Genomic DNA, 21,699 nt, shown 5'->3' with positions numbered 1-21,699 from the left:
TATCCTGAAAACGCCCCGCCGGCCGGCGCCGACCCAGGCCGGGTCAGCCGGCGTCGGCGTAGCGCTGCAGCTCCCAGCCGCTCACCTGCTGCGCAAAGGCGTCCCACTCGGCGCGCTTGAGGCGCAGGAACTGATCACAGAAGGCCGCGCCCACCGCCTCGCGCAACACCGCATCGGCCCGCAGCGCATCGAGTGCGTCGTGCAGATCGCGCGGCAGCCTGGGCGGCATGGCCGCGCCGCTGGCCTGGCGCTGGTACAGGTCTTCGTCGCAGGGCTCGGCCGCGGGCAGCGCCCCGTCGATGCCGTCCAGCCCGGCGGCCAGCGTGGCCGCGAGCGCCGCATACACGTTGCACGAGGGGTCGGGCAGGCGCCATTCGATGCGCCCGGCCACGGTGCGCACGAGGCAGGTGCGGTTGTTGTCGCCCACCGTCTTCCACACCGGCGACCAGGTGGTGCCCGAGGCGCTCTCGCTGCTGGCCAGGCGCTTGTAGCTGTTCACCGTGGGCGCGCACAGCGCGGCCAGCGCATCGGCGTGGTGCAGCAGGCCGGCCGCGAACCGGTGGCCGGCCGTGCTCAGGCCCAGGGCGCCGGCCGGGTCGGCCATCACCGCGCGGCCGATGCCCTGCGCCGGGCCGCCCCAAGCAGGGCGCCCCCCTCCGGGGGGGACGGGCCCTGGCCCGGCGGGGGGAGCCTGGTCTTCCGTGAGGCTGAGGTGGAAATGCAAGCCGCTGCCCGGTGCGCCCGCGAGCGGCTTGGGCATGGTGGAAAAGCTGCAGCCGTGCTGCGCCGCCACCGCCTGCGCCGTGAGCTTGAACAGCTGGTAGCGGTCGGCGGCGGCCAGGGCCTCGTCGTGCCGGTAGTTGATCTCGTACTGGCCGATGGCGTCCTCGTGGTCCATCTGCTGCAGCTCGAAACCCAGCGCCGTGAGGTGGCGGCGCATGTCGTCGAGAAAGCCAAAGTTGCGGTGGATCGCCTTCAGGTCGTAGGACGGCTTGTCGAGCCGGTCTTCACCGTCGGCCACACCCCATCGGCCCTGCGGATCCTGCTTGAGCAGAAAGAACTCGGGCTCGATGCCCACATGGAAGGTCCAACCGCGTTCGCGCAGGCGGTTCAACTGGTGCTTGAGCAGCTGGCGCGAGCAGGTGTCCAGCGGCTCGCCGCCCGCAAAACCGTCGCACACCGCGTGCGCCACGCCGGGCATGAAGGGCAGCGGGCGCAGGCTCTCCGGCACCACACGCCCGAAATACTCGCTGCGCGCGCCCATGCGCGGCAGGCCCGTGCCCCAGATGCTGGGGCCGGCAAAACCGGCGCCGGTGGCCACCGCGCCGGGCAGGCCTTCGAGCGGCACCAGCTTGCCCTTGGGCGCGCCGTGCAGGTCGGTGAAGGTGGTGAGGATGGAATGGATGCCCTGAGCGCGCAGGGCGCCCATGCGCTCGGCCAGGGCGTGGTCGGCGCCGAGACTCAAGCCAGCACCTCGGCCATCGCCGCGTCGAGCACGCCCAGGGCTTCGGCGAACACGCTGTCTTCGATCGTCAGCGGGAACAGGTAGCGGATCACGTTGCCGTACACGCCGCAGGTCAGCAGCAGCAGGCCACGTTTGAGGGCGGCGGCCTGCACCCGCTTCGTGGTGTCGGCGTCGGGCGCGCCGGCCGCGTCCACGAACTCGCAAGCCACCATCGCGCCCAGGCCACGCACGTCACCGATGCGGGCGTATTTCGCCTTCGCGGCGTTCAGGTGCGCCACCAGCCGCGCGCCCAGCCGCTGCGCGCGCTCGGGCAGCTGTTCTTCGGCCATCACGTCCAGCACCGCGTGTGCAGCGGCAATCGCCAGCGGGTTGCCCGCATACGTGCCGCCCAGGCCACCCGGCGCCGGGCCGTCCATGATCGCGGCCTTGCCGCACACGGCCGACAGCGTGGTGCCGCCGGCCATGCTCTTGGCCAGGGTCATGAGGTCGGGCGACACGCCGTAGTGCTCCATGGCGAACATCCTGCCGGTGCGCGCAAAACCGGTCTGCACCTCGTCGGCGATCAGCAGGATGCCGTGTTGATCGCACAGCTGCCGCAGCCACAGCACCGCCTCCTTCTGGATCGGGTTGAAACCGCCCTCGCCCTGCACCGGTTCAAACACGATGGCCGCCACGCGCGAAGGCTCGATGTCGCACTTGAACACGTGGTCCATGGCGCGCTTCGTCTCGTCCAGCGAGGCCCCCTCCGCGGGGAAAGGCACGTGGTAGATCTCGGGCGGGAAGGGGCCGAAGCCCGCCTTGTAGGGCTGGACCTTGCCGGTCAGCGACACCGCGAACAGGCTGCGGCCATGGAAGGCACCGCCAAAGGCGATCACGCCGCTGCGCCCGGTCGAAGACCGCGCGATCTTGATCGCGTTTTCGATCGCCTCGGCGCCGGTGGAGAAAAACGCGGTCTTGACCTGGCCCTCGATCGGCACGATGGCGTTGATGCGCTCGGCCAGCGCCACGTACTCGGCGTAGGGCACCACCTGGTAGCAGCTGTGCGTGAAGCGCTGCAACTGCGCCGCGATCGCCGCCTGCACCTTGGGGTGCACGTGGCCGGTGTTGAGCACCGCGATGCCACCGGCGAAGTCGATGAAACGCCGGCCCTCGATGTCCCAGAGTTCGGCGTTCTTCGCGTGGTCAATGAAGAAGTCCCCCATCACGCCCACGCCACGCGGCGTGGCGTCCAGCCGGCGCTGGTGCCAGGCGGCGTTGGTGTGGGGCGCGTTCAGGTTTTCAGGTTTCTGCGGTGCGTTCACGGGGGGGTCTCCTTCAAAAGCGCACACAGCGGTGCGAGGTGTCTGATCCAAGGGCACCGCGGAACCGGCTTTGCCGGGCCGCCAGTGCCGTCCCCCCTCTGGGGGGAAGCCGCGTCAGCGGCGCAGGGGGGCGCCGGTTACACCGGCGAATCAATCCTTATCCAAGTTGTTTTGGTTTCCGTGTACTTGTCAAACGCGTGCAGCGACTTGTCGCGCCCCACCCCGCTCTGCTTGAAGCCACCGAACGGCACGGTGATGTCGTCTTCGTCGTACTGGTTCACGTGCACCGTGCCGGCGCGCAGCGCGCGCGCCACGCCGTGCGCCTTGTTGATGTCGCGCGTCCACACGCCCGCCTGCAGGCCGTACACACTGTTGTTCGCCTGGCGCACCACGTCGGCCGCGTCTGTGAAGCTCTGCACCGCGAGCACCGGGCCGAAGATCTCTTCGCGCGCGATCGCCATCTGTGGCGTCACCCCGTCGAAGATGGTGGGCTGCACATAACAGCCACCCGCCACCGGCGACGCCAGCGCACCGCCCGCGATCAGCTGCGCGCCCTCGCTGGTGCCCAGGGCGATGTAGCGCATCACGTTGTCGAGCTGCACCTGGTCGACGATGGCGCCCATCACCGTGCCCTTGTCCAGCGGGTTGCCCGGCTGGTAGTTCGGCACCAGCTTCAAGGCCTTCTCCAGGAACGCGTCCTTGATCGAGGCCTCGACGAACAGGCGCGAGGGTGCGTTGCAGCTCTCGCCCTGGTTGAAGAAGATGCTGCCCACGGCGGCCTCGACCGCGCGGTCCAGGTCCGGGCAGTCGGCGAACACGATGTTGGGCGACTTGCCGCCCAGCTCCGTCCAGGCGCGTTTCAGGTTGCTCTGCCCGGCCATCACGTGGATCTGCTTGCCCACGCGGGTGCTGCCGGTGAAGGCGATGCAGTCCACGTCCATGTGCAGCGCCAGCGGCGAGCCGGCCTCGGCGCCGAAGCCCGGCACCACGTTGAACACGCCGGGCGGGATGCCGGCGGCCAGCGCCAGCTCGGCCAGTCGGAGGGCGGTGAGCGGGCTCTTTTCCGACGGCTTCAACACCACCGAGTTGCCGGCGGCGAGGGCCGGCGCGATCTTCCAGGCCGCCATGATCATGGGATAGTTCCAGGGCACGATGATGCCCACCACACCCACCGGCTCGCGCGTGATCAGCGCCAGCGAATTGCTCGGCGTGGGCGCGATCTCGTCGTACACCTTGTCCACCGCCTCGCCGTACCAGCGGATGCAGTTGGCCGCGCTGTTCACGTCCACGGCGCGCGCGTACTTCACCGGCTTGCCCATGTCCAGGGTTTCGGTCAGCGCCAGCTCGTCGGCGTGTGCCAGCAGCTGATCGGCGAACTTGATCATCACGCGCTTGCGCTGCGCCGGCGCCATGCCGCTCCAGCGCCGGTCCTCGAACGCGGCGCGGCCGGCGGCCACGGCAGCGTCGATGTCGGCCTGGCCACCGCGCGCCACCTGCGTGAGCAGGCGGCCGTCCACCGGGGAAATGCAATCAAAGGTCTGGCCGTCGCGCGCGGCCATCCGTTCGCCGTTGATGACGGCGCGGCCGTCGAAACTGGGCATGCTGATATCGGTCATGGGAGGTTGTCCACTGCAGAAAAGTGGACCCATGCTACGCCGTTATTGCCCCGAATGCAGCATCCACTTCCGGCCCAATTCGACCATCCACTGGCGCGCATACGGCAGGCCACAGGCCCGGGTCATCTGACACAATGCCAGCGGCCCCGGTGCTTCAAGCTCTCTCGAAGACGCTGGTCGTTTTCGGGCTGTGGGGCATCCCCACGGCGACGATGGTTTGCTGGACACACGACGCGCGATCCGTGCTGCGCCGCTGGCGCAGGCCTGATAGCGCCAGACCCGCTGGTTGAGGCACCGGGGCCACCCTTTTTGCCCGCTGTCCCCCACCGATGACCCCCGCACACCACCGCCGCTGGCTGGCCACCGGGCTGGCACACGCCTTTCTGGCCGACCACGAGCAACCCGGCGCCCGCGCGCCCGAGGCCTTGCTGGCGCGCGCCAGGGTCTGCCTGGGCTGCGAGGGTGCGGCACCCTGGTGGCTGGAGTCGATGGCGCGAGCCGTCGCCACGCGCTGGGCGCGGCAGGGGCTGATCGACACGGTCGACAGCCTCGCGCAAATGCTGCTGCAGCGCCCCGAGTGGGCGCCCGACGAACAGGCCTTCGACGATGACGACGATGACGAGCCCAGCGACGGCACCACCCACCGCCCCGAACCCGTGCCTTTGGGGCAATGGGCCGTGCGCCACTGGCTGCTGCGGCCCGCGCGCATGGCCGCGCCGCCCTGGGGCCTGCGGCACATCGACACCCCGGCCCTGCCCACCGTCGCCGACTGGGCCGAATGGCTGGGCGTGGCGCCCGACCGGCTGCTCTGGCTGACGCACCCGTCCCAGCACTGGCGCGAGGGCAGCGAGCGGCCGCACGCGACCGTGGCCCCCCACTACAGCCACCGCCTGCTGCCCAAACGCAGCGGCGGGCTGCGCCTGATCGAGGCGCCCAAGGCCGAGCTCAAGCGGGTGCAGCGCCAGTTGCTCGACCGCCTGCTGGCCCAGCTGCCCGCGCACGACGCGGCCCACGGCTTCGTGCGCGGGCGGGGCGTGCACACGCACGCGCAGGTCCACGCGGCACAGCCCTGCGTGATCTCGTTCGACCTGCGCGACTTTTTCCCCAGCATCGGCGCGGCACGCATCCGCGCTTTCTGGCGCAGCTGGGGCTACCCCGACGACGTGGCCCGGATGCTGACGCAGCTGTGCACCACCCGGACCCCCGTGGCGGTGCGGGAACGCCTGCGCGAAGCCCGGGCGCTGGACCTACAGGCCGCCAAACGGCTCGCCGCGCCCCACCTGCCGCAGGGCGCGCCCACCTCGCCGGCGCTGGCCAACCTGTGCGCCTTCGGCTTGGACCTTCGGCTGGAGGGCCTGGCCCACCGCTTTGGCGCGCGCTATTCGCGGTACGCCGACGATCTGGTGTTTTCCGGCCCGGCGTCGCTGGCCCAGCGCTTTCGCCAGCTCCATGCCTGGGTCGGCGCCATCGCCGCCGACGAGGGCTTTGCCCTGCACCCCGGCAAACTGCGCTGCGCGCGGTCCCACCAGCAGCAGCGCATCACGGGGCTGGTGGTCAATACCCAACCCAACATCGCGCGCGCCGACTACGACCGGCTGCGCGCCGAACTGCACCGCGCGGCCCGCATGGGCCCGGTGGACGCGCAGCAGCGGGCCCATCTGCAAGGCCGCGTGGCCTGGGCCTGCCAGGCGCTGGCGCCCTCCCGGGTCGCCAAACTGCGGTCGCTGCTGGCCCAGATCACCTGTTAGCCCCCACGCTCCGCCGCTGCGCGGGTCGCTGCCCCCCAAAGGGGCTGGCCTTGCTTGGGGCGGCCCGGCGCTGCGGCCGCTGCTACACCACCGTCTGCCAACGCAGGCCGTGCGGCAGCGAACGCGGGCCAAACAGGAAGTGAAGCACACGGCGACGCCCCGTGCCCAGCGACTTGGACGATGCGTGCAGCAACAGCGGGCGCATCACCAGGGCGGCGCCGGCCTCGGCCTCGCAGACGGATTCCCCCAGGGCATCGCGGACGTCGGCCGCAGCGTCCGGCGCCAGCACCCCCTGCGTGTGGGAGCCCGGCACCACGCGCAACGGGCCATCGCGGGAACCGCAGCGGTCCAGGTGCAGGCGAACGGCGACCAGTTGCTCCAGCACCTCGACGGGTGCCTGCACAAACACCGCGCCCTCCTTGTGTGCCCACCCCGACCAGCCGGGGGCATCGACCCGTTCGGCCACCGGGATGCTGAGGTCCTGGTGCACGGGCACCAGCCAGTTGCGCGCGCTCGACTTCTCGAAGTAGGTGCACTGCACCGCCACGTGCTCCGGCGGAACCAGACGCCCCAGATCGGGGTGCTCGCGGATGCGCCGCGCCAACGCCGCACACCAGTCGGTCGACAACAGACAGCGGGTGCCGCCCGATGCGCCCACCGTCTGGCCATGGAGCGCAAGCGCATCCCCTTCGGCGGCGGGCAGCACACCGGGCACGCCGACGAACCCGTCGCGGGCAAACGACTCAAGCACCCTTTGCGGCCCGGCGCGCCCGCCCTTGCCCGCCCGCACTCAAGCGGTCGTCAGTGCGGCCAGCTCGGCGCGCGTGGCCGCCGCGATCTCGCGTTCGCGCTTGCGGGTCTGCCGCGCCACCCACACCGAGTAGCCCACGATCACGGTGGTGACGGTGGCGATCAGCAGCGTGGCGGCGGCGTAGATGGTCGGGTTGATGCCACGCCGCGCGTAGCCGAAGATCACCTGCGGCAGCGTGTTCACGCCCGGGCCGGAGAGGAATTCGGAGATCACCACGTCGTCGAACGAGAGCGTGAACGACAGCAGGAAGGCCGCCAGGATGCCCTGGAAGATGTTGGGCAGGGTGATCAGGAAAAACACCTGGAACGGCCGCGCACCCAGGTCCATGGCGGCCTCTTCGATGCTGCGGTTCATCTCCATCAGCCGGCTCTGGATCACCACCATGCCGTAGGCCATGCCCAGCAGGGTGTGGCCGAAGATGATGGTCAGCATGCCGCGCTCGGGCCAGCCAAAGGCGTTCTGCGCGCCCACCATCAGCAGCAGCAGCGACAGGCCGATCACCACCTCGGGCATCACCAGCGGCGCGTTGACCATGCCCGAGAAGACGGTGCGGCCCGGGAAGCGCCGGTAGCGCACCAGCACGAAGGCGGCGAAGGTACCGAGCACCGCGGACAACACGCCGGTGACCGCCGCCACCTTCACCGACAGCCAGAAGCCTTCGACGATCTTGGTGTCGCGCGTGAGCGCCTCGTACCAGCGCAGCGAAAAGCCGGTGAAGTTCGCGTCCTGCCGGGTGCTGTTGAAGCTGAACACCACCATGAAAAACAGCGGCAGGTACAGGAACAGGTACACCGCCGCCAGCCAGAGCTTGCCGAAGTGTTTTTCAAGAAGCTGTTTCATGTCACTTCTCCTCGGCTGTGAAGTGGTAATAAATGGCCAGGGGCACGATGATCAGCAGGATCATCACCACCGCCAGCGCCGACGCGCGTGGCCAGTTGTTGCTGGTGAACATCTCGTCCCAGACCACGCGGCCGATCATGATGTTTTCCGGCCCCCCGAGCAGTGAGGGGATCACGAACTCGCCCACGGCGGGGATGAACACCAGCATGAAGCCGGCGACGATGCCGGCCTTGGACAGCGGCACCGTCACCAGCCAGAAGGTCTTGAACGGCGAGGCGCCCAGGTCGTAGGCGGCTTCGAGCAGGCGGAAGTCCATCTTCACCAGGTTGGCGTAGAGCGGCAGCACCATGAAGGGCAGGTACACATAGGTCATGCCCACCAGCATGGACACGTTGGTGTAGAGCATCTGGATCGGCTCGTCGATGAAGCCCATGCCCATCAGGATCTGGTTGAGCACGCCCTGGTCGGCCAGGATGCCCTTCCAGGCGTAGACGCGCAGCAGGAACGAGGTCCAGAACGGCAGCATCACCATCATCAGCAGCGCAGGCCGCACGCTCGGCGCCGAGCGCGCGATGAAGTAGGCGAAGGGGTAGCCGATCAGCAGGCACAACACGGCGGTGCACAGCGCGTACCAGATGGAGCGCAGGTAGGCCTCGATGTAGATCGTCTGGAACAGCTCACCGCCCTCCACGTCGCGGAAGATGGTCCAGTAGTTCTCGTACTTCAGACTCAGGATGCCCGTCACCGGGTCCCAGATCGGCTTGAACGGGTTGATGCTCTCGCCCATGTCCACGAAGCTGATGTACAGCAGGATCAGGAACGGCAAGAGGAAAAACACGAACAGCCAGACATAGGGCACGCCGATGACGAAGCGCTTGCCGGGCATGGGGAGTGATGAAGTGGCCATCAAGAGTCTCCAGAAACTACAACCTAAGAGCGCAGCAACCTAAAACCAAGAACGCCGCGGAACCGGCTTTGCCGGGCCGCCAGCGTTGCCCCCCTCTGGGGGGTGACGCGAAGCGGCGCGGGGGGCCGGGATTGAAGTCAATCCCGGAGCACAACAGCTGCCCCATCGTCCCACCAGAAATGCACGTCGTCCTCCCAGGTGATGTCCGACAGGTCCTGGCGCGTGGTGTTGGCCTCGGTGATCTTCACGCGCGAGCCGTCGCTGGCCAGCACGATGTAGGTGTTGTACGAGCCGAAGTAGGCGATTTCCTTCACCCGGCCGGCGAACAGGTTGGGGCCCACGTTGTCGGGCCGCTGCTTGCTGATCTCGATCTTTTCCGGGCGCACGGCGATCGACACCGGCATGTTCAGCGTGCCGCTCACGCCATGGCCCACGTGGATCTCGCCGATGCCGGTGTGGGCCGCGCAGCGGTCGGCTTCGTCCACGCTGAGCCGGCCGGCGAACAGGTTCACGTTGCCGATGAAATCGGCCACGAATTTGTTGCGCGGGTGCTCGTAGATTTCTTCCGGCGTGCCCACCTGCAGCACCCGCCCCTTGCTCATGATGGCGATGCGGCTGGCCATGGTCATGGCCTCTTCCTGGTCGTGCGTCACCATCACCACGGTCACGCCCACGCTTTCGATGATGTTGACCAGCTCGAACTGGGTCTGCTCGCGCAGCTTCTTGTCCAGCGCGCCCAGCGGCTCGTCCAGCAGCAGCAGCTTGGGCTTCTTGGCCAGGCTGCGCGCCAGTGCCACGCGCTGCTGCTGGCCGCCCGAGAGCTGGTGCGGCTTGCGCTGGGCGTAGGGCGTGAGCTGCACCAGGGACAACATCGCGTCGGTGCGCTGCGCGATCTCGGCCTTGGGCAGGCCCTCGCGCTTGAGGCCGAAAGCCACGTTCTCCCAGATGTTCAGGTGCGGGAACAGCGCATAGCTCTGGAACATCATGTTCACCGGCCGGTCGTAGGGTGGCATGTTGGCCACGTCCTGCCCGCCGAGCAGGATGCGCCCCGAGGTCGGCTTCTCGAAGCCGGCCAGCATGCGCAGCAGGGTGGACTTGCCACAGCCCGAACTGCCCAGCAAGGCGAAGATTTCGCCCTTGCCGATGGAGAGCGAGACCTCGTCCACGGCCACCGCTTCGTCGAAGCGCTTGACCAGTTTTTCGGTGACGAGGTAACCCTCTTCGTAGGTGATGTTGCAGTGGGGTGCGGACATGCCGTCTCCTGGGGGTGGGTGGGCGCCAAGAAAAAGGGCTGTTCCTACACGTGGTACGAACAGCCCCGGGCTCGGGTCAGGTGGTGACCCAAACGTTCACTTGCCTTTTTTGAAGCCGTTGTAGACGTTGGCCATGGCTTCGCGCGCTTCGTTGGTGAAGCTGCTGGGCGGGATCATCTTGGCGAAGTAGTCGGCCTCGACAAAGATGGTCTTGTTGCTGGCGATCTCAGGCTTGACCTGCGCCACGCCCGCCTTGTTGCCGGTGGGGTAGCCCATTTCGTTCGACATCAGCGCGGCGTTTTCCGGGCGCAGGTAGAAGTCGATGAAGGCCGCGGCGTTGTTCGGGTGCTTGGCGTCCTTGGTCACGGCGATGGTGTCAAAGAAGATCAGCGCGCCGGTGGACGGCAGCAGGGCTTCGATCACGTCCTTGGAGCCGTTTTCGGTGGCACGGCCGGCCGCGATGTTGATGTCACCCGACCAGCCGATGGCCACGCAGGCCTTGCCGCCGGCGATGTCGTCGATCATGGTCGAGCTGAACAGGCGCACGTCCTTGCGCACCTTGGCCAGCATGGCGCCGGCTTCCTTGTAGTCGGCCGCGTCGTTGGAGTAGGCGTCCTTGCCGATGTAGTGCAGCGCCACCGGGATGATCTCGGTGGGCGAGTCCAGGTAGGCGATGCCACAGCTCTTGAGCTTGCTCGTGTACTCGGGCTTGAACACCAGGTCCCAGGCGTTTTCGGGCATCGGCATGCCGCCCAGCGCCTTCTCGACCTTGGTCTTGTTGATGCCCACGGTGGTGAAGCCCCAGGCCCAGGGGACCAGGTGCTTGTTCTCGGGGTCGGCCTTGGTCAGGGTGGCCATGATGGCCGGGTCCATGTTGGCCAGGTTGGGGATCTGCTCCTTCTTCAGCGGCTGCAGCAGGCCGCCTTCGATCTGGCCCTTGGCGAACACGGTGCCGGGCACGACGATGTCGTAGCCGGTGTTGCCCGCCACCAGCTTGGCGTGCAGGGCTTCGTTGGTCTCGAAGGTGTCGTAGTTGACCTTGATGCCGGACTCTTTTTCGAAGGCGGCGATCATGCCCTCGGGCACGTAGTCGGGCCAGTTGTAGATGTTGAGGACTTTTTCATCGTCGTACACCGGGCCGGCGGGCGCGGCCGGGGCAGCGGGTGCGGCCGCCACCGGAGCGGGTTCGGCGGGCGCGGCCACCGGCTCTTCTTTTTTGCCACAGGCGGCCAGCAGCATGGCCGAGATGGCCAGAACCAGAACGTGCTTTTTCATGGTGAGAGACACTCCAGAAAGATGAATTGAGATCCGACGGTTGACACACGACAGCGGCCGGTATCGGAATGCCCTGCGGGCATGCAATTTACAGACCAGCTTTGGCCCCGATCTGGGGCACGGAACACTGTAACAAAGAATCCCTCAGGCGAGCTGCCCGGCAGAGCGCAAATCGTCGAGCGTGGCGTCCAGGCAGTGCACGATCAGCGCCATCATTTCGTCGATCTGCGCGTGCGTCATCACCAGCGGCGGCGCGATGATCATGCGGTCGCCCACGGCGCGCATGATCAGGCCATTTTTGAAGCAGTGGCCCCGGCAGATCATGCCCACGCCCAGGTCGGCATCGAACATCGCGTTCGTGGTCTTGTTCTTCACGATCACCAGGCCGGCGACGAAGCCGCAGGTCTCGGCGCCGCCCACCAGCGGGTGGTCCTTGAGCTCGGCGAAACGCTGCGCCAGGTAGGGGCCGGTGTCGTTCCGGACGCGATCCACCAGGCCCTCACGCTCCATCAGCTCCAGGTTGGCCAGCGCCACCGCGCAGGCCACCGGGTGGCCGCTGTAGGTGTAGCCGTGGTTGAACTCGCCGCCCTGCTCGATCAGCACCTTGGCCACGCGGTCGCCCACCATCACGCCGCCGAGCGGGATGTAGCCGCTGGTCACGCCCTTGGCGAAAGTCACGAGGTCGGGCCGGTAGCCGAATTTTTCGTAGGCGAACCAGTGGCCCAGGCGGCCGAAGGCGCAGATCACCTCGTCGGAAATCAGCAAGATGCCGTACTGGTCCACGATGCGCTGGATCTCGGGCCAGTAGGTGGCGGGCGGGATGATCACGCCGCCCGCGCCCTGCACCGGCTCGGCGATGAAGGCGGCCACCTTGTCGGCGCCCACTTCCAGGATCTTGGCTTCCAGCCAGCCCGCCGCGCGGCGGCCGAAGTCGGCCTCGCTCTCGCCGGGCCGCGCGTTCTCGAAGAAGTACGGCTGCTCGATGTGCGTGATGTTGGGGATGGGCAGATCGCCCTGCGCGTGCATGCCGCTCATGCCACCGAGCGAGGCGCCGGCCATGGTGCTGCCGTGGTAGGCGTTGTTGCGGCTGATGATCACCTTGCGCTGCGGCTGGCCCAGCAGGTCCCAGTAGCGGCGCACCATGCGCACATTGGTGTCGTTGCTCTCCGATCCGCTGCTGGAGAAGAACACGTGTTCAAACTTGCGCCCGCCCACCACCGGCGCCAGCGCCGCCAGCTTGGTGGCCAGCTGCACCGCCGGCACGTTGGTGGTGTTGAAGAAGCTGTTGTAGAACGGCAGCGTCATCATCTGCTGGTAGGCCGCGTCGGCCAGCTCCTTGCGACCGTAACCCGCGTTCACGCACCACAGCCCGCTCATCGCGTCCAGGATCTTGGCGCCCTCGGAGTCCCACACGTAGATGTTCTCCGCCCGCGTGATCACCCGCGCGCCGCGCGAGGCCAGGCCCGCGTGGTCGGTGAACGGGTGGATGTAGTGCGCACTGTCCAGCGCCTGGATGGCTTTCGTGTCCTGCTGCTCGGCGCGGCGAACCAGGGCGGGCGGGGCGATGAGGGTTGAAGTGTTCATCACAGTCTCACAAGAGGAATGAGGGGAAGTCTTTCAAGAACGCCGCGGAACCGGCTCCGCCGGGCCGCCAGCGTTGCCCCCTGGGGGGTGACGCCGAAGGCGGCGCGGGGGGGTCAAACATGCAGAAGCAGGTGCTCACGTTCCCACGGAGATATGACTTTCATGAACTCGTCGAACTCCAGCTCCTTGATCTCGGTGTAGATGGTGATGAACTCCTTGCCCAGCACCTCGTGCAGGTCGGGTTCGCGGCGCAGCCAGTCCAGCGCTTCGCCCAGCGAGCGCGGCAGCGAGTACGGCGCCAGGTAGGCGTCGCCCTTCATCTCGGGCTTGGGCTTGATCTTGTTCTTCATGCCCAGGTAACCGCAGGCCAGCGTCATGGCCATCGCCACATAGGGGTTGGCGTCGGCACCGATGACGCGGTTCTCGACCCGGCGCGCGGCCGGGCTGGAGATCGGCGAGCGAATGCCCACGGTGCGGTTGTCGTGGCCCCACTCGATGTTGATCGGCGCGGCCGTGTGGCGCGAGAGGCGGCGGTAGCTGTTCACGTAGGGCGCCACCAGCACCATGGCCGCCGGGATGTAGCGCTGCAAGCCGCCGATGTAGTGGTAGAAGGCCTCGGACGCGGTGCCGTCTTCGTTGCTGAAGATGTTCTGGCCGCTGGCCTTGTCCAGGATGCTCTGGTGCACGTGCATGGCGCTGCCGGGCTCGCCGGCGATCGGCTTGGCCATGAAGGTGGCGTACATGTCGTGCCGCAGCGCGGCCTCGCGCACCGTGCGCTTGAAGAAGAACACCTCGTCGGCCAGGCCCAGCGGGTGGGCGTGGAAGAAGTTGATCTCCATCTGCCCCGCGCCCACTTCGTGGATCAGCGTGTCCACGTTGAGCTCCATCTTGTCGCAGTAGTCGTAGATCTCCTCGAACAGCGGGTCGAACTCGTTCACGGCGTCGATGCTGTAGGCCTGGCGCGAGGTCTCGGCGCGGCCGCTGCGGCCGATCGGCGGCTTCAAGAGCGTGTTCGGGTCGGTGTTGCGCGCGGTCAGGTAGAACTCCAACTCGGGCGCCACCACCGGCTCCCAGCCCTCGGCCGCGTACAGGTCGCAGATGCGGCGCAGCACGCTGCGCGGCGCGAAGGGCACCAGCTTGCCGGCGTGGTCAAAGCAGTCGTGGATCACCTGCGCGGTCGGGTCGGTGGCCCAGGGCACGATGCGCACCGTGGTCGGGTCCGGGCGCAGCTGCATGTCCTTGTCGGTCGGGTCCACCACGTCGTAGTACGGCCCGCTCTCGGGGAACTCGCCCGTCACCCCCATGCCCACGATGGCCTGCGGCAGGCGCATGCCGCGGTCTTCGGTGAACTTCTCGCGCGGCAGGATCTTGCCGCGCGCCACCCCGGTCAGGTCGGGCACCAGGCATTCGACCTCGGTCACGCGGTGCTCGTTGAGCCAGTTCTCCAGGTCGTTGAAGCTGTTTACTTTTTGGGAGGCTGTCATGTGCCGTTCCTTGTCGTTTCGCGGGTTGTGCCGGGTCGGAGGATTCGGGGCTTCAGGCGCCGATGGTGGCGCGGCTGCGGGCCAGATCGGCGGCCTGCAGGCGCAGGCTCTGGCGGGATCGGCAGGCGCGGCCGAACTCCTCGAAGATCGCGGCGTAAAACGGCGTCTCCCAGCAGCGCCATTCGGGGTGAAACTGCATCGCGTACGCGAAGGTGCGCGCACCCTTCACGGCAAAGGCCTCCACCACCCCGTCGGGTGCGTGGGCCATGGCCTCCAGCCCCGGTGCCAGCCGGTTGATGCCCTGGCCGTGCAGCGAATTGACCATGGTCTCGGGGCCGCCGGCCCAGGTCTCAAAGATGCTGCCGGGCTCGAAGCGGATCGGGTGGCTCGGCGCGTACTGCTCTTCGTAAGGCGCGGTCTTGGGTTCGCGGTGGTCCATCAGGCCGGGCACCTCGTGCACGCGCTGGTGCAGCGTGCCGCCCAGGGCCACGTTGATCTCCTGGAAGCCCCGGCACACGCCCAGCAGCGGCACGCCCTCGTGCACACAGGCTTTCACCAGCGCCAGCGTGAGCGTGTCGCGCTCCAAGTCCAGCGGCAGGCTGGGGTCGGCCACGTCCTCGTCGAAATGCGAGGGGTGCACGTTGGAGGGCGAGCCGGTCAGCATCACGCCGTCCACCAGGGACAGCAGCTCGGGAATCTGTTCGGCGTCGGCCAGCGGGAACATCACCGGCTGGGCCTGGGCCCCCACTTTCACGGCGCGGGCGTATTTGTCGCCCAGCAGCAGGAAAGGCATCTGGTGCCCGTGGTCGCCCATGAGGCGATGGTCGGCGGGCAGCCAGACCATGCAAGGCGGTTGGTTCATGGTGTCTCCAAACACGTGGCTTGATTGTGAGCAAACAATTGGATCACAATGAGGGCCAGTTGTGGCAAGTCCATGGTGCCACTTGAGAGCACCCCCTGCGCCGCTGCGCGGCTTCCCCCTGAAGGGGGACCGCACTGGTGGCCCGGCAAAGCCGGTTCCACGGTGCGTCTTGGTCAGGCATCTCGCTCCGAACAGTGCATTGAACACCTATTTCAGACACCCATGCTCTCCGAATTCCTGCTGACCGAGATGACCCGCCTGGGTGCGCAAGACGCCCTGCCCCTGCACCGCCAGCTCTACGAGGCGCTGCGGCGCTCCATGCTCGACGGCAAGCTGGGCGCGGGTGAGCGCCTGCCGTCCAGCCGCGACCTGGCGCAGGACCTCGGGCTGTCGCGCAACACGGTGGTGGCGGCGATCAACCAGCTCAGCGTGGAGGGTTACCTGGCCAGCCGGGTCGGCAGCGGCACCTATGTGAACGAGAGCGTGCCACGCACCCTGCCCGGGCGCGCCGCCCGTCGCCCGGGGGCGCCCGGGGCGCCGCCCGCCGGCACTGGCGGCGTGCCCACCGGCCGGCTCTCCACGCGCGGGCTGGCGCTGTCCACCACCTTCTGCGCCACCGAACTCGAAGTCCAGCCCTTCACCCCCGGCATCGCCGACTTCAGCGCCTTCCCGCTCCCGCTCTGGCAGCGCCTGCAGAACAAGCACTGGCGCATGACCTACCCGGACATGCTGGACTACAACGACTCCGGCGGCTACGCGCCGCTGCGCCGCGCCATCGCCGACTACCTGCGCGTGTTCCGCAGTGTGCAGCTCGACGCCGACCAGGTCATCGTCACCACCGGCACCCAGCAGTCGCTCGAACTCTGCGCCCGCCTGCTGGCCGACCACGGCGACACGGTGTGGGTGGAAGACCCGGCCTACTGGGGCGCGGTCAAGGCCTTCATGGCCACCGGCCTGGCCATCCACCCCGTGCCGGTGGACGACGAAGGCATACACCCCGGCACGGCCGACGACGCGCACCCGCCCAAGCTGATCTACCTCACGCCCTCGCACCAGTACCCCACCGGCGCCGTCATGTCGCTGCCGCGGCGCCACCAGCTGCTCTCCACCGCGCGCGCGCATGGCGCCTGGGTGCTGGAAGACGACTACGACAGCGAATACCGCTTTTCCGGCCCGCCCATCTCCAGCCTGGAAGGCCTGGACACCGATGGCCGCGTGTTCTACATGGGCACCTTCTCCAAGGTGCTCTACCCCGGCATCAAGCTGGGCTACCTGGTGGTGCCCAGGCCCCTGGTGGCCGCCTTCAAGCAGGCCCACTACGACCTCAACCGCCCGGGCCAGATGCCGCTGCAGGCCGCGCTGGCCGAGTTCATCGAGATGGGCCACTTCAGCAGCGCGCTGCGCCGCGCGCGCCAGAACTACGCCGAGCGGCGCCAGTGCCTGCTCGAAGCGCTCAAACCCGTGCTCGCCCCACCCGGCACCGAAGGCCCCTTCATCAGCGGCGCCGAGCAGGGCCTGCACCTGTGCCTGCGCCTGCCCGCCTCGGTGGACGACGCCGCGCTCGCCCAGCGCATCGCGCAACAGGGCCTGACCGTGCGCCCGCTCTCGGCCTACTGCCTGGCGCGCCACGACCTCAAGGGCCTGGTGATCGGCTACGGCTACGCGCCGCTCAGCGCGATCGAACGCTGCGGGCCGCTGCTGGCGGCCGAGGTGCGGCAAGCCCTGGGCGCCACCCAAGTCACAGGCTGACGGCGCCCTGTTCGAACCCGGGGCGTACGCCAGCGTACAGACCCCGGCACCGGATGGGCGCAGGCTCCAGGGCGACAACCCTCCTGGAGACAACCCCATGACTTCCCTCTCAAGAACCCTGCTGGCCGTGGCCGGCATCGCCTTCAGCGCCCAGGTGGCCGCCCAGGCCACCTTCTACGAACACCCGGACTTCGCCGGCCGCTCGGTGCGCGCGAACGAAGAAATCACCCGGTTCGACCGCTACAGCTTCAACGACCGAACCTCGTCCGTGGTGATCGTCGGCGACCGCTGGGAGATTTGCGACGACGCCGGTTTCCGGGGCCGCTGCGTGGTGCTGCGCCCGGGCGAATACCCCTCGCTCGCCGACATGGGACTGAACGACCGCATCTCTTCGGCGCGCGTCATCGACCGCAACGACCGCGTGGACGACGACCGCTATGCGCCGGTTCAGTCCGATGCGCAGGTCACGTTCTATGAGCGTGAAGGCTTCGACGGCCGCTCCTTCACCACCACCGGTGCCATTCCCAACTTCCGCCGCTACGGCTTCAACGACCGAGCCTCCTCGGCGGTCGTGGTCGGCGAACGCTGGGAGGTCTGCGAGGACAACCGGTACCGCGGCCGCTGCGTCGTGTTGCGCCCCGGGCGCTACCCGTCGCTGGAAGCGATGGGCCTGGACAACGAGGTCACCTCGGTGCGCACCGTGGCGCGCAACGTGCGCATCCGCGACGATCGCTATGCGCCCGCACCCGGGCCCGCACCGGCCGACGGCCAGGTCACCTTCTTCGAGCGTGCGGGTTTCCAGGGCCGCTCCTTCACCACGGAAGAGGCGGTCGCCAACCTGGAGCGGGCCGGCTTCAACGACCGCGCCACCTCGGCCATCGTGATCGGTGAGCGCTGGGAGGTCTGCAACGACACCCGGTTCAGCGGCCGCTGTGTCGTGCTGCGCCCCGGACGCTACCCGTCGCTGGAAGCGATGGGCATGAACGACCGCATCTCGTCCGTGCGAACCGTCGAGGGCCGTGGCCGCATCGACGACAACCGCTACGCACCACAACCGGTGGCGGTCTACGACAGCCGCCGCCGCGACGGCGAACGGCTCTTCGAAGCCCCGGTCACGTCCGTGCGGGCCGTGCTCGCCACCTCCGGGCAGCGCTGCTGGGTCGAGCGTGAACAGGTCCAGAGCCAGCGCGGCAACCCCAACGTGCCCGCGGCCCTGGCCGGCGCCCTGATCGGCGGCATCCTGGGCCACCAGGTGGGCGGCGGCAGCGGCAAGGACATCGCCACCGTGGGCGGGGTGATCGCGGGTGCCGCGCTCGGCGCGCAGGTCGGTCGCGATGGGCCGGCCGCCACGCAGGACGTGCAGCGCTGCGAAAACACCCCCGGCGGCGCGCAGCCCGCGTTCTGGGACGTGTCCTACCACTTCCGCGGCCAAGACCACCGCGTCCAGATGGCCATGGACCCGGGCGACACCATCACGGTGAACGAACGGGGCGAGCCGCGCCAGCCGTGAATCAAAGCGCGTCGCGCAGCCGGTACCAGAGCATGCCCAGCGCCAGGCTGGGCGTGCGCAGCAGTGGCCCGCCGGGAAAGGCGTGGTGCTTCAGGCGCGCGAACACGTCGAAGCGCCCGGCCTGCCCGGCCACGGCCTCGGCCACCAGCTGGCCCGCCAGGCCGGTGAGCGCCACGCCGTGGCCGCTGAAGCCCTGCAGGTAGTACAGGTTGTCGCCCAGGCGGCCGAAGTCGGGCGCGCGGTTCATGCTGATGTCCACGAAGCCGCCCCAGACGAATTCGACCGGCACGTCTTTGAGCGCCGGGAACACCGCGCCCATGCGCCGCGCCATCACCCCTTTCAGATCGGGTGGCGTCATGGTGGTGTAGCTCACGCGCCCGCCGAACAGCAGCCGGTGGTCGGCGCTGAAGCGGAAGTAATCGAGCACGAAGTTGTTGTCGCAGACCGCCGCGTGGTGCGCGATCAGGCGCTCGCACAGGGCCGGGTCCAGCGGCGCGGTGCCGATGATGTAAGTGCCCACCGGCATGATGCGCGGCGCGATCTCGGGCGCCAGCCGCGGGCCGTGTTCGGGCAGCATGCAGTTGCCCGCCAACACGCCGAAACGCGCCCGCACCAGGCCGTTGGCGGTGCTCGCCACCAGCGCGGTGCCCCGCTGCAGGCCGGTCACCGGCGAGCCTTCGAAGATGCGCACACCCGCGGCCTGGGCGGCGCGCGCCAGGCCCAGCGCGTACTTCAGTGGGTGCAGGTGGCCCGAGCGCTGCTCGTGGAACGCGGCCAGGTAGCGCGGGCTGTCGACGAAGCGCGCCACGTCGGCACCCTCGGCCCAGGCACAGGGCACACCGCGCCGGCTGTGGTCGTCGCATTCCTCGCGCAACGCGCGCGCCTTCTTCGCCGACTCGGCCACGTAGGTGTAGCCACGCCGCCAGTCGCAATCGATGCCGTGGATGGCGACGCGCTGCCCGATCAGGTCCACCGCCTCGACCGACATGTCCCAGGCGCGCTGCGCGTCGGCCGCGCCGAGCTGCTGCTCAAACGGTGCCTGCCCACTCGCATACCCCACGATCGCCTGGCCGCCATTGCGCCCGCTCGCGCCCGAGCCGATCCGGTCGGCCTCCAGCAGCACCACCGACAGGCCGCGTGCGCTGAGCTCCAGCGCGGCGGAGAGGCCCGCGAAACCGCCGCCGACCACCACCACGTCGGCCACCACCGCCCCTTGCAGCGGCGGGCAGGGCTCGGGGCGCTGCACGCTGGCCTCGTAGTAGCTGGTCTGGTTGAGCTGGGTGTCGGAGCCGAGCAGGGAACGCGCAAACATGTCAAAAGACCCTCGTGTGAATGACGGACCCACATGCCGAAAGCCGGCCAGCCACCCGTGCACCCGTGGAACCGGCTTCGCCGGGCCACAGGGTGCGTTCCCCCTCCCGCAGGAGAGGGGGGAAGACGCGCAGCGGCGCAGGGGGGTGCTTCATCGCTTCGCGATCTGGCCGCACAGGTAGGTCCACACGAAACTGGCCGCGGCGTTGCTGGTGAGCTCGGCGTGGTCGTAGGCGGGGGCCACCTCCACGCAGTCCATGCCGATCCAGTTCAGATCGGCCAACTCCTCGAGGAAGCTCAACACCTGCGAACTCGTCAGCCCACCGGGCTCGGGCGTGCCGGTACCGGGCGCAAACGCCGGGTCCAGCACGTCGATGTCCAGCGTCAGGTAACACGGCCGCTGGCCGAAACGCGCGCGGATCGCGTCGATGGCGGGCCGCAGCGCCGCACCGTCGAGCCCACGCAACGCGCGCGCCGTGAAAATCTGCCCGCCCTGGTCGGCCACGTACTCGCGCGCGGCGCGTTCGCCGCTGGAGCGGATGCCGATCTGCACCGTGTGCGCCGGGCTGATCAGCCCCTCCTGCAGCGCCTCGTAGGTCCAGGTGCCGTGGCCCGAGGGCTCACCGAAGTGGTCACTCCAGGTGTCGCAGTGCGCGTCGAAATGCAGGCAGGCCAGCGGCTCGCCGCCGCCGTATTGCGCCTTCGCCGCGCGCAGCAGCGAGAGCGTCACCGAATGGTCGCCGCCGAGGAACACACAGTGGTGTTTCGCCATCAGCGCCGCGGCCTGTGCCTCGATGGCGGCACGCACCTCCGGCAGCGGCGAGGCGTTGGGCAGGCGCATGTCCAGCGCATCGCCCAGCCGGCCCAGCGGCGACACGTCGAACACCGGGTGGATGCCGTCGCACAGCATCAGGCTGGCCGCGCGGATCGCCTGCGGACCGAAGCGCGCACCCGGCCGGTTCGTCACCACACCGTCAAACGGCACACCGGCCACGGCAAACGGCTGACCGGCCAGCTCGGGGGCCCCCAGAAAACGGTTGGTGTTGTTGGCGTAGGCGAACTGTCCCGTGGCCATGCTGGTCCTTGGTGTGGCGGTGCTCGAAATTGGAACCTCAAGATACCAACAAACCAACGACGACATGAGGCCAATTGAAGGCCCTGGCCACCATCCACCGGACGCACCGCACCAAAACCCCAGCGCCCGGCAGGGTACCGGGCCCCCCGCTAGCATGCCTGCAGCCCGGTGCCCCACCACCGCGGGACCGGCCCCGACTCACACACACCAACACACCCGAGGCAACCTCCATGAAGCTCTACTACTCCCCCGGCGCCTGCTCGCTCTCGCCCCACATCGCCCTGCACGAAGCCGGTCTGCCGTTCGAAGCCATCCCCGCGCCCACCAAGACGCACCGACTGCCCGACGGCAGCGACTACCACCTCGTCAACCCGCTGGGCTACGTGCCTTTCCTCGCGCTCGACAGCGGCGAGACCCTGCGCGAGGGCCCGGCCATCGTGCAATACATCGCCGACCAGGTGCCCGAAAAACACCTCGCGCCGCCAGCGGGCACCATGGCCCGTTACCAGCTGCAGTCCTGGCTGAACTTCGTCAGCTCCGAACTGCACAAGGGCTTCAGCCCGCTGTTCAACCCCGCTGTGCCGGCCGAAGCCAAGCAGGTCTTCAAGGACCGCCTGCTGCAGCGCCTGACCTGGGTGAACGGCGAACTGGCCGGCCAGCCGTACCTGATGGGCGAGCCGTTCACCGTGGCCGACGGCTACCTCTTCACCGTGACCAACTGGACCAAGCCCGTGGGCCTGGACATCGACGGCCTGACCCACCTCGTGGCCTACCGCAGCCGCGTGGCCGCGCGCCCGGCCGTGCAGGCGGCGATGAGCGCCGAAGGCTTGATTTGATCCCCCCCGCAGCGCTGCGCGCTACCCCCCAGGGGGCGGCACTGGCCGTCCGGCGGAGCCGGCCCGGCGGTG

17 protein-coding genes are annotated in these 21,699 nt (G+C 68.6%); 4 read left to right on the top strand and 13 right to left on the bottom strand.

Features of this window, described 5'->3' with window-relative positions; genetic code table 11:
- Nucleotides 1-43 precede the first annotated feature (43 nt).
- From AC07YZ_RS19105 to AC07YZ_RS19095, 3 genes are all read right to left on the bottom strand, one after another.
- On the bottom strand, nucleotides 44-1,465 hold the full coding sequence (locus tag AC07YZ_RS19105) for a type III glutamate--ammonia ligase (RefSeq protein ID WP_494795898.1): 1,422 nt from the start codon (nucleotides 1,463-1,465) through the stop codon (nucleotides 44-46).
- Nucleotides 1,462-2,739, bottom strand: a complete 1,278-nt coding sequence (gene gabT, locus AC07YZ_RS19100; protein WP_494796014.1) for a 4-aminobutyrate--2-oxoglutarate transaminase — start codon at nucleotides 2,737-2,739, stop codon at nucleotides 1,462-1,464. The genes AC07YZ_RS19105 and gabT overlap by 4 nt, the downstream gene beginning before the upstream one ends.
- Before the next feature lie 164 nt (nucleotides 2,740-2,903).
- Nucleotides 2,904-4,382 carry an aldehyde dehydrogenase gene (locus AC07YZ_RS19095; protein ID WP_494795897.1) on the bottom strand — a complete coding sequence of 493 codons (1,479 nt, stop codon included), beginning with the start codon at nucleotides 4,380-4,382 and terminating at the stop codon, nucleotides 2,904-2,906.
- 329 nt (nucleotides 4,383-4,711) lie between these two features.
- Here AC07YZ_RS19095 and AC07YZ_RS19090 point away from each other — a divergent pair, with 329 nt between their 5' ends.
- The gene (locus tag AC07YZ_RS19090; RefSeq protein WP_494795896.1) at nucleotides 4,712-6,130 is read left to right on the top strand and encodes a reverse transcriptase family protein; all 1,419 of its coding nucleotides are present in this window, start codon (nucleotides 4,712-4,714) and stop codon (nucleotides 6,128-6,130) included.
- An 82-nt stretch (nucleotides 6,131-6,212) separates the two neighbouring features.
- Here AC07YZ_RS19090 and AC07YZ_RS19085 read toward each other — a convergent pair whose 3' ends face one another.
- From AC07YZ_RS19085 to AC07YZ_RS19050, 8 genes are all read right to left on the bottom strand, one after another.
- Nucleotides 6,213-6,881, bottom strand: a complete 669-nt coding sequence (locus AC07YZ_RS19085) for a phytanoyl-CoA dioxygenase family protein (RefSeq protein ID WP_494795895.1) — start codon at nucleotides 6,879-6,881, stop codon at nucleotides 6,213-6,215.
- A 39-nt stretch (nucleotides 6,882-6,920) separates the two neighbouring features.
- A complete protein-coding gene (locus tag AC07YZ_RS19080; protein ID WP_494795894.1) occupies nucleotides 6,921-7,781 on the bottom strand; it encodes an ABC transporter permease in 861 nt (286 codons plus the stop codon).
- 1 nt (nucleotide 7,782) lies between these two features.
- Nucleotides 7,783-8,688, bottom strand: coding sequence for an ABC transporter permease (locus tag AC07YZ_RS19075; RefSeq protein WP_494795893.1), 906 nt, complete (start codon nucleotides 8,686-8,688; stop codon nucleotides 7,783-7,785).
- 137 nt (nucleotides 8,689-8,825) lie between these two features.
- On the bottom strand, nucleotides 8,826-9,941 hold the full coding sequence (locus AC07YZ_RS19070) for an ABC transporter ATP-binding protein (protein ID WP_226490712.1): 1,116 nt from the start codon (nucleotides 9,939-9,941) through the stop codon (nucleotides 8,826-8,828).
- 96 nt (nucleotides 9,942-10,037) lie between these two features.
- On the bottom strand, nucleotides 10,038-11,216 hold the full coding sequence (locus AC07YZ_RS19065) for an extracellular solute-binding protein (protein ID WP_226490711.1): 1,179 nt from the start codon (nucleotides 11,214-11,216) through the stop codon (nucleotides 10,038-10,040).
- A 144-nt stretch (nucleotides 11,217-11,360) separates the two neighbouring features.
- On the bottom strand, nucleotides 11,361-12,800 hold the full coding sequence (locus AC07YZ_RS19060) for an aspartate aminotransferase family protein (RefSeq protein WP_494795892.1): 1,440 nt from the start codon (nucleotides 12,798-12,800) through the stop codon (nucleotides 11,361-11,363).
- 113 nt (nucleotides 12,801-12,913) lie between these two features.
- Nucleotides 12,914-14,284: a glutamine synthetase family protein gene (locus tag AC07YZ_RS19055; RefSeq protein ID WP_226490709.1), complete on the bottom strand. Its 1,371-nt coding sequence runs from the start codon at nucleotides 14,282-14,284 to the stop codon at nucleotides 12,914-12,916.
- 52 nt (nucleotides 14,285-14,336) lie between these two features.
- Entirely contained in the window at nucleotides 14,337-15,146 is an 810-nt protein-coding gene (locus AC07YZ_RS19050; protein ID WP_226490708.1) for a gamma-glutamyl-gamma-aminobutyrate hydrolase family protein, read from the bottom strand.
- A 222-nt stretch (nucleotides 15,147-15,368) separates the two neighbouring features.
- Here AC07YZ_RS19050 and pdxR point away from each other — a divergent pair, with 222 nt between their 5' ends.
- On the top strand, nucleotides 15,369-16,895 hold the full coding sequence (gene pdxR, locus AC07YZ_RS19045; protein ID WP_494795891.1) for a MocR-like pyridoxine biosynthesis transcription factor PdxR: 1,527 nt from the start codon (nucleotides 15,369-15,371) through the stop codon (nucleotides 16,893-16,895).
- 97 nt (nucleotides 16,896-16,992) lie between these two features.
- Complete coding sequence (locus AC07YZ_RS19040; protein WP_494795890.1) at nucleotides 16,993-18,405, top strand: beta/gamma crystallin-related protein; 1,413 nt, start codon at nucleotides 16,993-16,995, stop codon at nucleotides 18,403-18,405.
- 1 nt (nucleotide 18,406) lies between these two features.
- Here AC07YZ_RS19040 and AC07YZ_RS19035 read toward each other — a convergent pair whose 3' ends face one another.
- Nucleotides 18,407-19,717 carry an NAD(P)/FAD-dependent oxidoreductase gene (locus AC07YZ_RS19035; RefSeq protein ID WP_494795889.1) on the bottom strand — a complete coding sequence of 437 codons (1,311 nt, stop codon included), beginning with the start codon at nucleotides 19,715-19,717 and terminating at the stop codon, nucleotides 18,407-18,409.
- Between the two features lie 150 nt (nucleotides 19,718-19,867).
- Nucleotides 19,868-20,791, bottom strand: coding sequence for an agmatinase (gene speB / locus AC07YZ_RS19030; RefSeq protein WP_494795888.1), 924 nt, complete (start codon nucleotides 20,789-20,791; stop codon nucleotides 19,868-19,870).
- 230 nt (nucleotides 20,792-21,021) lie between these two features.
- On the opposite strand from speB, the gene gstA reads away from it, so the two are divergent.
- Entirely contained in the window at nucleotides 21,022-21,627 is a 606-nt protein-coding gene (gene gstA, locus AC07YZ_RS19025; RefSeq protein ID WP_494795887.1) for a glutathione transferase GstA, read from the top strand.
- Nucleotides 21,628-21,699 lie beyond the last annotated feature (72 nt).

The sequence above is a fragment of the Hydrogenophaga sp. GW101-3F08 genome (assembly GCF_059424585.1).
The sequence above is the reverse complement of the archived record's forward strand: the minus strand, read 5'-3'. Positions and strand labels throughout refer to the sequence as shown.